This is a genomic window from Parabacteroides sp. AF19-14 (assembly GCF_003635485.1).
In the GTDB taxonomy this organism is placed as follows: Bacteria; Bacteroidota; Bacteroidia; order Bacteroidales; family Tannerellaceae; genus Parabacteroides; species Parabacteroides distasonis.
On record NZ_QTMJ01000005.1, the window covers coordinates 271499 to 284220 of the forward strand.

8 protein-coding genes are annotated in these 12722 nt (G+C 44.8%); 3 read left to right on the plus strand and 5 right to left on the minus strand.

Features of this window, described 5'->3' with window-relative positions; all coding sequences use genetic code 11:
• Positions 1–48: 48 nt before the first annotated feature.
• The gene (locus DWX33_RS07615; RefSeq protein WP_036618522.1) at positions 49–1266 is read left to right on the plus strand and encodes an aminopeptidase C; all 1218 of its coding nucleotides are present in this window, start codon (positions 49–51) and stop codon (positions 1264–1266) included.
• A gap of 105 nt (positions 1267–1371) precedes the next feature.
• Here the strand turns inward: DWX33_RS07615 and DWX33_RS07620 are convergent, their stop codons facing one another.
• The 3 genes from DWX33_RS07620 to DWX33_RS07630 form a co-directional block, all read right to left on the minus strand.
• Positions 1372–1980, minus strand: a complete 609-nt coding sequence (locus DWX33_RS07620; RefSeq protein ID WP_057328206.1) for a hypothetical protein — start codon at positions 1978–1980, stop codon at positions 1372–1374.
• A 100-nt stretch (positions 1981–2080) separates the two neighbouring features.
• The gene (locus DWX33_RS07625; RefSeq protein WP_122380132.1) at positions 2081–3940 is read right to left on the minus strand and encodes a mechanosensitive ion channel family protein; all 1860 of its coding nucleotides are present in this window, start codon (positions 3938–3940) and stop codon (positions 2081–2083) included.
• A gap of 15 nt (positions 3941–3955) precedes the next feature.
• On the minus strand, positions 3956–6190 hold the full coding sequence (locus DWX33_RS07630; protein WP_122380133.1) for a S9 family peptidase: 2235 nt from the start codon (positions 6188–6190) through the stop codon (positions 3956–3958).
• 129 nt (positions 6191–6319) lie between these two features.
• Here DWX33_RS07630 and DWX33_RS07635 point away from each other — a divergent pair, with 129 nt between their 5' ends.
• Positions 6320–6832, plus strand: a complete 513-nt coding sequence (locus DWX33_RS07635) for an FKBP-type peptidyl-prolyl cis-trans isomerase (RefSeq protein WP_122380134.1) — start codon at positions 6320–6322, stop codon at positions 6830–6832.
• A 325-nt stretch (positions 6833–7157) separates the two neighbouring features.
• Positions 7158–9272 carry an outer membrane beta-barrel family protein gene (locus DWX33_RS07640; RefSeq protein ID WP_122380156.1) on the plus strand — a complete coding sequence of 705 codons (2115 nt, stop codon included), beginning with the start codon at positions 7158–7160 and terminating at the stop codon, positions 9270–9272.
• Positions 9273–9277: 5 nt separating this feature from the next.
• On the opposite strand, the gene DWX33_RS07645 is transcribed toward DWX33_RS07640, so the two are convergent.
• Positions 9278–9865 carry a phosphoglycerate mutase family protein gene (locus DWX33_RS07645; RefSeq protein WP_122380135.1) on the minus strand — a complete coding sequence of 196 codons (588 nt, stop codon included), beginning with the start codon at positions 9863–9865 and terminating at the stop codon, positions 9278–9280.
• 148 nt (positions 9866–10013) lie between these two features.
• On the minus strand, positions 10014–12692 hold the full coding sequence (locus DWX33_RS07650) for a calcium-translocating P-type ATPase, PMCA-type (protein WP_005867270.1): 2679 nt from the start codon (positions 12690–12692) through the stop codon (positions 10014–10016).
• Between the last annotated feature and the right edge of the window lie 30 nt (positions 12693–12722).

Genomic DNA, 12722 nt, shown 5'->3' on the forward strand with positions numbered 1-12722 from the left:
ATTTGCGGTCGATACGGACTTAATACTAATATAAATATATAAAATTACATGAAAAAGACAATTCTAGTTTCAAGCATGCTATTCGCTCTGACTATGTCCGCTACGATCCAAGCGCAAGACACGGAGAAGAAGGAGAGTGAGGAGGGATTCGTGTTCACGACCGTGAAAGAGAACCCCATTACATCTGTTAAGAACCAAAATCGTGCGGGTACGTGCTGGTGCTACTCCTCGTACTCTTTCTTGGAGTCGGAGTTGCTTCGTATGGGAAAGGGCGAGTATGACTTATCCGAGATGTTTACGGTATATAACACCTATCTGGATCGTGCCGACGCTGCTGTGCGTACGCATGGGGATGTTTCGTTCTCGCAAGGTGGATCTTTCTATGATGCGCTTTATGGAATGGAAACATTCGGCTTGGTTCCGGAAGAGGAGATGCGCCCGGGCGTGATGTATGCCGATACGTTGAGTAACCATACCGAGCTTTCCGCCTTGACGGATGCTATGGTGGCCGCTATCGCCAAGGGAAAGTTACGCAAATTGCAGTCTGATGAGAATAACGCCATGTTATGGAAGAAGGCGGTCGCTGCGGTACATCAGATCTACTTGGGAGTTCCTCCTGAGAAATTCACGTATAAAGGGAAGGAATATACACCGAAATCTTTCTTCGAGTCTACAGGTTTGAAGGCTTCGGATTATGTATCATTGACTTCTTATACGCATCATCCGTTCTATACCCAGTTCCCGCTAGAGATTCAGGATAACTGGCGTCACGGTATGTCGTATAACTTGCCGCTGGATGAGTTTATGGAGGTCTTTGATAACGCGATTAATACGGGGTATACGATCGCTTGGGGTTCCGACGTGAGCGAATCTGGTTTTACTCGTGACGGAGTGGCCGTTATGCCTGATGATGAGAAGGTACAGGAGTTGAGCGGTTCCGATATGGCTCATTGGTTGAAATTGAAACCGGAGGAAAAGAAGCTGAACACAAAACCGCAACCTCAGAAATGGTGTACGCAAGCAGAGCGCCAGTTGGCTTATGATAATTATGAGACGACCGACGACCATGGTATGCAGATCTACGGTATCGCCAAAGATCAAGAAGGTAACGAGTATTATATGGTGAAGAACTCGTGGGGAACCAACAACAAGTATAACGGTATTTGGTATGCTTCCAAAGCATTTGTCCGTTATAAGACCATGAATATCGTGGTTCATAAAGATGCCCTGCCTAAAGCGATCAAAGCCAAGTTAGGTATCAAATAACCGATCCGCCAAGGAGGGTTTAAATAAAAACTAAACCCCGATAGCTTCCGGCGATCCGGTAAGACTATCGGGGTGATCTATATATACAAAGATGTGCTGCCTATATTATTGAACAAGTTTTAGTGTGTAGTTAAGATCTGCCGCCGCTTTTTGCAACGCATCGTTCATCAAGGTCAAGTTATCCCCTTCTACTAGGAAATAAATGACGGGTTCGCCATCACTAGGAATCAACTCGTAGATTACTGCGCTAGCGTCATCGGGAGCTCCGTGTTTTACTTTTTGTTTACCGGTTGTAATGGCTTTCTGAGGAGCTTTCTTCGCCGCTCCGGTGCTTGAGGCTACTGCTTCCGGTACGGTATAAAGAGCATCCAACTCGAATACGCCTTCCTCGTCTGCGTTATCTTGTTGATAATACAAGGTTAAGTCATAATCTACATTCACGCTATCCGGAGAAGTCAGGGTTCCCTTATACTTTTTTTGGATAACCGGTCCCTTTTTAGGATCAGCCTTCAAGGAATCTCTCATATTCACGGGTTTTGCCGGTTGAGTCGCCTTAACAGAATGGATCAGTGGCAGAGACGGAGCGTCCGGAGCCGCCGACATTATGGCGAATTCTTCTTCCTCTACTTCTACGGGTACATCCTTTTGGGCTTGTTTCCCGCTACATGCGGCCAAAAATGCCATAGCCGCTACTGCGATAAAATACTTTTTCATTACCATTATTTATTTTATTAGTGACGTTTGGACATATAACATAAAATCCCCCACGATTTGTTTCGTGAGGGATCATTTTTAACTATTTACCGTGAAATATTTATTTCTTTGAAGGCTCTACCCTGTCATCCAGATAGGGAGAGGCCGGGATCGTGGAAGCGCTTCCGTCTCGTCCGGCGAAATAGTGCGGTGACATGATCTCTACGCCTGCCTCATTGAATACGTCCTGTATGTTTTGATGCAGGTCGGAATAGATATCCCCGAGTTTATCGGCGTCCTTTATATAAGCGTTGATTTGATAACAGGGATAGTAATCGCTTAGTTCGGTCTCCAATACGAAAGGCTTCGGCTCTGGCAATACCCCGGTGGTCTGGCGGGCGGCATTGATCAATAATTGATGAACTTGCCGCCAAGGTACGTCGTAGCCGATCGTAACCGTGCTGTGGATGATTAATCCGTATTGCCGTGCGGATACGCTATAATTTGTTGTATGGGAGGACATGATAAAGGAGTTCGGGATGGTCACTACCTCATTCTTAGGGGTACGTAAACGGGTGACAAACGGAGTCTTCTCGATAACGTTGCCAGTCGTCTCGTTTAGTTGGATACGGTCACCCAATTTAAAGGGCCTCATATAAGTAATGACCAGCCCTGCGATGATATTTCCGATCACCGTACTGGAACCCAACGATATGATCAAACCGACAAATACGGATATGCCTTGAAATACCCCCGAGTCCGATCCCGGCAGATAAGGATAGATCATGGCGATCATAAAGGCGTATAGCAGGAAACGGATGATATTAAACGTCGGTTGCGCCCAATCCGGGTAAAAACCTGATATTTTCAGGTTCTCGCTCTCTATCTCGTTGGCTATGTATTGGATTCCTTTTACGATGTATTTGATACAGTAATAGATCACCAAGATGATAAACAAGTTCGGAATATAGGAAGCTACCGATTTAAAGATCATCTTTACCGGCTCCAACAAGTAGGAGAATATCTTCAAGGCTAGATCTTCTGTTTGCGGGAAGATAGCGAAAAGGATCGGTACACTGATGGTTAATTGGATTAGTAACACGATCCATCGTATTACGTTGGTGAAAAACATCAATACGCGTCCTTGGCGATGTGTGTTGAGAAATTCATAATCCCGAATGGTAATAGATCTGAGTCGGTTCTGCTTTAACCAGATAATTTTCCTGCGTAGTTTCTTAAACAGATAGTTGGTCAGCTTAAACAGGAAATATTGGATGATAATTACGAGGATGAACAATAATACCCGTTTCGCTATCTGCAAGATACTATGTTGCTCCATTAGCTCTTGTATCTTGTTTTGGATAATCGGTTGATATTGTTCTGCGAGGGCTATACGACTGAGATTTTGCCATAGGGCATCTTGATCGGTGATACTTAGGATAACCTTATCTCCGTACATGATATCCGTTACGTATTCGCTGTCATAGATATAGATGGAATCCTTCTTCAAGGAATGCGAGGTCCCGATCTTTACCATGATATTGAGAATGTCCTCAGCCCGGTCAACCGGGGTGCGGCCTCCGCGCTTGGCGTAAAGGTGAAATAAGGTATCCCCCTCCACGACTACAGGTACGCCGGGAGTCAGTGCCCGAAGGGAATCGATACGGTTTCGTTGCTCGGCCCTTTTTAGGGAGTCGGCGGTAGCGTTGCTGTTTTTCGTGCTTTCCAGCTCGTCTTTCAGTAAGATCTCGTTTAGTTTCATCTCTTGCAACTGGAGGGCTAGCTCCTGCATCTTGATGGAATCCTGCCGATGCTGCTCATCGAGCGAAAGCGTATCGGTTGGGGTAACTGGTTCCTCCGGATCATTGCCTAATGTCGTAGACAATAGTTCTTCGGCCTTTTCCCTTAATTGGGCGTTGGATACCGTTGGCAGGAAACTGATTCCTGCCAAGATCACTAATCGCAATAAAAATTGTTTCATTGAATCGTGGATTAACTATTTACCACCGGCCGGAAGATGCTCCAGCCAGTATTTAGCCATTGTCTTACGTAGGTGAAGAGTCGTTCCTTCCCTTTCGTTGATGCTATGGCTACGCATCGGGTAACTGATTTGCGTAAACATCTTTCCGTTCTTGATCAACTTGTTCACCAGCATCTCGCAATTTTGGTAATGCACGTTATCATCTCCCGTACCATGAATAAGCAGCAGATTGCCTTCCAGTCCCTCGGCATAGGTAATCGGGGAACCTTTGCGGTAGCCTTCCGGATTGTTCTGCGGAGTATTCATGTAACGTTCTTGGTAGATCGTGTCGTATAGGCGCTGGTCAGCGACAAAAGCGATCGCTATACCGGTATGGAATACTTTCGGATAACGGAACATGCAGTTCAAGGTTTGACTGCCGCCGCCGCTCCATCCGGTAATGCCGATCCGGCTGGCATCGATAAACGGATATTGACGGGCCATATCTAAAATACCCCTGCTTTGATCCTCGGAGGAGAAAGTGCCCACTTCCCCGTAAATACATTTACGCCATTCACGCCCACGAGGAGTATTTGCGCCCCGGTTCTCTATACTCACCACGATATAGCCTTGGTTCGCCATATATTGTTGCCATAAATCTCCGTTACCCCATACATCTTGTACGGTGGCGCTCGCCGGCTCGCCGTATACCTCTATGATAACCGGGTATTTCTTGGATGCGTCGAAATCGACAGGTTTTATCATCCATGCGTCCAAGGTTAGATTGCCGGACTTGACCTTGATAAATTCTTTCGGGTTTAATCCTAAGGCGGCGTATTGGTCCTTGGCTTGGGCATTATCCTCAAGCATGCGTACGGATTGATGTTTCGGGAAAGAAACCATGTCGATAACGGATGGGGTAGAGGCGTTGCTATACGTATGTACGGCCCATTTGCCGGTGGGTGACATATTGTAGCGGTGCTGTCCGGATTGTTCCATGGGGCTTACACGCTCCACTTCTCCATTGCCGAATGCTTTAGCCCGGTACAAGTAGCGTTGGGTGAAATTGTCCGGGGAGGCTATGAAATAGACCCAGCCCTTTTGTAGATCGGTCCCGACCGGCGAGATATAATCAAAATCACCTTTGGTGATGGGTTGTATCTCTTTTCCGTCACGGCTTATCCGGTATAAATGCCGCCAGCCACTACGCTCGCTTTCCCATGTGAAATAGCGGTTGTCCTTTAACCATTGTATGTTATCATTCGTGTCCAGCCATGCGGCATCCGTATCGGTGAAGATATTATTCAGCGAGTTATCGGATATCTTGGCGATCCATACCTTATTTGTATTCTGCGGGCGGTTTAGTTGCTGTATGAACAACTCGTCGCTTTCGGGGATGAATTCCATACGGGGCAGGTAGTTGTTCCGGGGATCTCCGGGTATGGCGATCCAAGTGGTGTTCCCGCCGGTAGAGGAAACGTAGCCTACTTTTACGGCTGAATTGGTGGTTCCTGCCTTGGGGTATGGGAAATGGATTACCTTTGCGTAGATGGAGTCTACATTATTAATAATGTCGAACACTCCCGTTCCTTTCGTATCGCTTTGCCAATAGGCGATATGCTTTCCGTCCGGGCTCCAGTGGAAACCATCCCGGCAACTGAACTCCTCCTCATATACCCAATCGAAGGTTCCGTTGACAATCGTATCGCTTCCGTCTTTTGTTAGCTGCGTGATTTTCCCGGAGTCTATATCTTCTACATATATATTATTGTTGGAAACGTAGGCTACACGTGTGCCATCCGGAGAGAATTTAGCGAACATCATGGAGGATTCCGGCATTCCTTTTCCCAATTGACGTAAAGCGCCGTCCTTTAGGTTTAATACCCAATAGTCACCCCGGGTATCATAACGCCATACCCGTTGGGTATTGTTATAAATCAAGACTTTCTCATTATCCGCACTCCAAGAGATGCTACGTACGGGAATAGGCTTTCCGGTAGATTTGTCCGTCAATAGGGATGAGGGGATAATGACTTCACGGGAGTTATCTTTCGCTTGATAGGCGACGATATCCGTGCCTCCGGTTTGCTTATTATTTTCCAAGCGGCTATAACGTTCACCGTCTTTTAGCCAAGTCATGCTTCCGATGCCTTTCGTTTGTATGACGTTACCGGCAACGATATCTTCAAGATTCAACGCTTTTTGTGCCATGCTTATACCTCCCGACAGAAGGCTGATCGTGGCGATCGCTATTAATTTATTTAGTTTCATGTTGTATTAGTTGGTTACTACTATATTTATGCAAAGAACGGAAAGTTAGTTGATATAACAAAATGGATTTGTATATTCGCGCCTCGGAAATCAAGAATAATCATAATTTAATTTTATATAGAAATCGGAATGAAAGCACTTTCAATGTATGTATGGTCACTTTTAGTGATCATGATGATGGGATTTACTTCTTGTGGGGATGATGAGCTTCAATTCTCGGAAGAGCAATTGGCTTTTATCAACAAAAACAAGGAATACATCTGGGAGAAGAAAGCGGAGAAAGACGAGAACGGTGAATTGAAATATAAGCAAGTTGTTATAGGAGGTGATACTGCCTTATATCGGATCATTCAGAAAGAAAATGAGTGGACAACGACACCCACGATGACTTCCGTGGTCTATTTGCTAGGTCTGGAAGGGAAGTTTATAGATGGACAGGTCTTTCAAAACAAGTTGGAGGAATCTAATTTTCCTATGAACAATATTATCCCGGGCTTAAGTGGTATCTTATTGAATATCCATCTGGATGAGACTGTGGAGGCTATTATCCCGGCTTCGCTAGGTTATGGATATAGAGATGATCGAGGTATCCCCGGAGGTTCTACTTTAATCTTTACTTTTACCTTGGATAAGGTAGAATGAATAATGCCTTGATGGATAAGCCTATCTTCTATATTCGTCGCCGCCGAACGAACATTCAGCGGCGACGAATTAAAGAAGATATCGAGTTGTGGGAGGTTTTATATAGTACTCGGAGAATATTTTATTTGGTTTGATCTGATTTTTATCTTTATAAGATTTGGCACGGTTACTTAATTCCGCCAAGGGGTTAGATAGTATAAGTGGGTGTGGTGTAATTGCTTTATTTTAAACATGCATACGATTTATTCGTAAATATTCGATAGTCTCGTTGCTTATCTCCTTTTTTCTTTTTAATTTGGCGGATTATAAACATAATCTTGATATTATGAAGACTGCCATTGTTCCTTTCTTGTTGCTTCTGAATGTTCTTGTCGCTGTAAATGCACAGACTAAGGATTCTGTTATCTTGGTGAAAGATAGTATTACGGTAAAATTGCCGGATGTCTACGTTACTTCCGAGCGTCCTTTGGTTACGGTTACGGACGATGCCTTATCTTTCGACGTGCCTAACTTGATCAGGGCCAAACCGGTGAATACTGCATTTGATATTTTAGGAGAGATTCCCGGATTGGTGAAAGAAGGGGACAACGTTAGTATCATCGGCGTCCCTACTACGAACATTATTATTAACGGACGTAGAAGCTCAATGTCATTGTCCCAGATTGTAGAGCTTCTGAAATCTACCTCGGCCAGCAAAGTAAAGAGTATAGAGCTTTTGTATAGCTCTCCTCCAAAATATGGCGTAAAAGGAGGTAGTATAAATATCATTATGGAGAAGAAAGTGAATGAGGATTTAAGTGCCGATATCTCTTTGACCGGAAAGCAAGCTTTCTACTTCTCGCCAACCGGATTAGTGAATTTATCCTACTCCAAAAAGAAATATAGTCTGGATCTATCTTATTCCGCTAATTATAACCATTCCCGTTCAACCGAGGATATGAACGCCTATCCCATCGTGAAGGATCGTCCTTATGAGATCCTGCAAGAAAATATGGCGGTAGGTCGTTCCATGAACCATACGATTGGGGCAAGTGCCAGTTGGTTTATGGATAAGGGGCGTGAGGTGGATATTTCTTATTATGCCAAGATAACGGATTCTAATTCCAAACGATATTCGAACACTCTATTTGTGGGTATTGAGAATGCGGAAAGTAATAATAAGTTATCGGGCCCGAAGAATCTTCAAAATGTACGGTTGAATTATGCACATTCCAAGAACTTGAACGCAGGGGTGGATTATACCTATTATAAGGATCGCAGGGATCAATATATGATCTCGGATTATCCCGATACGAAACAAGAGGTGGAGGCTACCTCCCGGCAAAATATCCATTTGGCGAATGTATTCGTTAACTTCGAACGGGTATTTGGAAAAGGATGGAAAATTAACGCGGGCACGAATGTGCAGTTATCCTTTACGGATAATAGCTCCTTTACCTACCAAGATAAACAGGAGGATCTGTCAGCTACGTTTGCCCAAAAAGAAAAAGAGTATACGGCGGGATTGTATGCCGGTTTCTCTAAGCGTTTTGGCAAGAAACTGGTGTTGAGCGCTTCTCTTTCGGCGGAGTATAATAAGGCGGTGATTGATTCGGTGGGCCGGAAATGGACTTTATGGTCTGGGGTAAATCTCTATCCACAATTGAACTTGAGTTATACGATCGATCCATCGAATATGCTTCAAGTCAATTTCTCCAGCGATAAGAAGTATCCGGCGTATTGGGCCATGAGCTCGAATGTTTCTTATTTGAATGTGTATAGTCAGGTACGGGGAAATCCTTATTTGGAACCGGAACGTATTTATATGGCTAGGGCTAATTATATCTTGAAAAAGAAATATGTTTTTGGACTATTCGCCAATCATCATGTGAATTATATTCGCCAATTGTATTATCAAGATACGAAAGCGTTGAGAGCCTATTACCAATCGGTTAATTTCGATAAGCATAATACTTTCGGGGCGATGGCAGTTATCCCGTTTCGGATCGGTGGGGCGGTTAGCTCACGGTTCGTGGCATCAGGCTTGTTGATTCAAGATGAGGGAATATTTATCGACATTCCGTTTGATCGGAAAAAGTTGTTCGGGCAGTTGATGTTGTTCAATACGTTTACTTTATCAAAGAAGAAGAACTTATCGCTGGAAGTGAATGCTCGCTATAGTGCGCCTTCGATACAAGGTATCTATGATGTGGATGGTATTTATAATGTATCGGCAGGGCTTGTCTGGAACCCGATACCGAAAAAATTAAGCGTAATGCTACGAGGTGAGGACTTATTAAAGGGCTTACGTGCGAAAACGCATATTGATTATCCCAGCCAGAAGAGTGATATGACGATCTATTCGGATACTCGTTCTGTATCGCTCACCTTAAAGTATACATTGGGCAAGATGAACCGGAAGAATAAGAAAGAGATCGATTCTTCACGGTTTGGCCAATAATGTTCTTATGGAATCCATTCGATAACGCCTGTGACTGGATGTTGTTTTTTCCAGTCCTCTAATTCCGCATATGTACGCACGCCGTCTTGAATGACTGCTTGGTAATATTCCACGCCCATGATTTTCACTGTATCCGGTGTCTCATATTTCAGTTTTAAGATGGCCTGCCGGGTCTCGTCAGTCAGTACGGCGGTTATACGTTCGGCCATTTTCTCGAAATAACCGTCATAACGGGAACCTTTTACGATATGGATCATATCAATTTGCCAGAGTTCGTTATCCGGATTTTGGAACCATGCGTGCCACTCTACGCATTGTTCTTCCGTATCGAGCGAGTTTCCGTATTCGATTCGTTTAATGAGCGGGTTCTCCGCTAGTCGGGCCATCGCTTGGAAGCTGTCGGATATACGGAAGGGAGAGGTGTAAATATGGAAGTCGATATCCTTATGTTTCATGAGTAGTCCCATATTTAAGGAGCCTACTAAGTTTATTTCCGCCCCGACAGATTTCCAGATATTTATAATGTCGGTTTGCCGGATCACTTCCCAAGCTCTTTCTTGGTTTCTTTTCGCTAATTCTAATAGATGTTCCATGATTTAAATAATTTGAGATGCGAAGTTAAAAAACGAAATGGAATAAGGAAATAGCTATTTATAGCTAGGTTGATATATCATATAGGTGTACTATTTTCAGTTGTAGAGACGGAGCGTGTCCCGTCTCTACAAGTTGTACAATATATATTTATCTTTTGAATAACCTGAATAACTCACCGATCCATAAAACCAGAGAGGAAGATCCGATAATGATCGCCCAATCTTTCAAGGACAAAGGTATTACGCTGAACATCTCGCCTCCAAAAGTGACGATCAAGTATTGACCAATCAAAATCAGTAAAGCGACCAGCAAGAAACTTTTACTATCCTTTAAATTGGCAAAAGCGGAACGTCCTTCCATAAATGCCTTTGCGTTAAACATATTCCAGAACTGTAGCATCACGAAGAAGCTGAAGAACCACGATAAATCATGCGGCGTTAAACCGTCTTGCGCATGGAAATAGAACAACAAGCCCATCAAGATTACGACAAAAGCGAATCCGACGCCGAAAATATTATAGGCCATCGGGCGGGTGATAATGAAATCTCCATCCTTACCGCTCCGGCGAGGTTTATCTTTCATCACTCGCTCATTCGGTGGGAGAGAGGCCAACGCCCCGGCAGCGAATGTATCCATGATCAAGTTTACCCATAACATCTGCGTGATAGTCAAAGGAGATTCCGTACCTAATAAAGAACCCAATAGCACGATCAAACAAGCGGCTACATTGATGGTCAATTGGAATAACAAGAATTTCTGGATATTCCGGTACAAGGAACGTCCCCACATCACCGCACGGGTAATGCTACTGAACGAGTTGTCGATAATCGTAATGTCGCTGGCTTCCTTGGCAACTGAAGTACCGTCACCCATGGAGAGGCCTACTTGTGCCGCTTTCAAGGCGGGGGCATCGTTTGTCCCGTCGCCGGTAACCGCTACCACGGCGCCTTTCTGCTGTAATAATTGTACCAAACGCTGTTTGTCCGTAGGACGGGCACGGCACATGATCTTCAAGTCTAAGACACGATCCAAGGCCTCTTGGTCGCTAAGCGTCTCGAATGCGGGACCCGTGATAATGTTCCGGTCGGTATCATTCGCTTTCCACGTACCGATCTGTCGTCCGATTTCTTTAGCCGTACCCGGTGTATCTCCGGTGACGATCTTCACGTCGATACCTGCGTCCAAGCAACTTTGAACAGCGGGGGGCACATCCGCACGTACCGGATCGGAGATAGCGACGATACCTAGGTACGTTAAATCCGTATCATGTAAACGACCCTCAACGAAGAAGGTCTCATCCATTCCATCCTCGATTATCTGGTAAGCGAAGCCAAGCGTACGCATCGCTTGGTTCTGGTAATCCAATAATTGTTTTTCGATGCCGGCTTTACATTCCGCCACCGGTTTGTAAGTTCCGTCTATCGCCACCCGGTTACTGTTGGCCAGTACGATTTCGGGAGCACCTTTCACGTAAAGTACCTTCTTGCCGAGTAACGGTGATTGTACGATTGTAGCCATATATTTCCGTTCCGTAGAGAAGGTCAATTGATCTAGGATCGTAGCGTTCTCTCTTAATTCCAGATAATTTTGGTGTTGTCCGTTCAACCAGAGTAAAAGGGCGGCCTCCGTCGGGTTTCCAAGGGTTTTTACCTTTTCTTCCGAGAAATCGAGGAATGCCGTGGAGTTCGTGGAGATACCTTCTTTGATCAGGTTACTTAACTCATCCTCCCCAAGCTTTTGGTCTTTCAGGTTGTAGAAATTCGTTTGGTAGACTTGCATTTGGTTCTGCGTCAACGTTCCGGTCTTGTCCGTACAAATTACGGTAGTCGCTCCCATGGTCTCACAGGCGTGCATTTTGCGGACAAGATTATTCGTCTTCAACATACGGTTCATGCTGAGGGCCAAACTTAACGTGACACTCATCGGTAATCCTTCCGGAACGGATACCACGATCAACGTAACCGCTACCATAAAGTAGTTGAGGATATGGGCGATGATGTCCATCGCCGGCATCCCGGGGAAACTATCTGATAAAAGGAATTTTACGGTCAAGGCGATGAACGTCACTCCGGCGATCGTGTATCCGGCTTTACTGATCACGCTAGCCAAGCCTTTCAACTGTATTTGTAAAGGAGTCTCTACATCGCTCTCGATTTGCGAGCCTTCGTACACTTTGCCGTATCCGGTAGCATCACCCACTTTTTCCACTTGCATGACGCCATGTCCGTCCACGACCGTCGTTCCTCGCATGACCACATTGGACGGATAAGTCGCTTCCGTATCGAAATCCGCCTCATTCGTTGTCTTGCTGATAATCGGTTCACCGGTTAGTGTGGATTCGTTGATCTGTAGGGAGATGGCTTCAAGCAAATGTCCATCTGCGGGAATTTCCTCACCTGTCTCCAAAACAACGATATCGCCTACGACGACCTCTTTTTTCGGTATTTGGCAGATATTCCCGTCACGGATTACCTTCACTAAAATATCATCATTGACTGTATTCAAGATATCGAATGCCTTGTTCGCTTTCACCTCGAAGAAAAAGCCCACGCAACTGGCAAGCATGATTGCGAAGAAAATGCCGATCGGCTCCAAGAAGGCCGTAAAACCTTTCGCCTCAGGTCCCCAGCAATGTACGCCAGCGATTATCATGGACAAGAGCCATGCCACTAATAATATACGAATAATAGGATCTTCGAATTTCTCCAAGAATTGGCTCCATAACGAAGCTTTCTTGGGCGGGGTAAGTACATTCTCGCCGTGAAGGCGCCTGCTCTCTTCTACTTCTTGTTTGGTTAATCCTCGGTACTGATGTTTTTTCTCCATAAATTTATTAATCTGATTAAGAAAATAGGA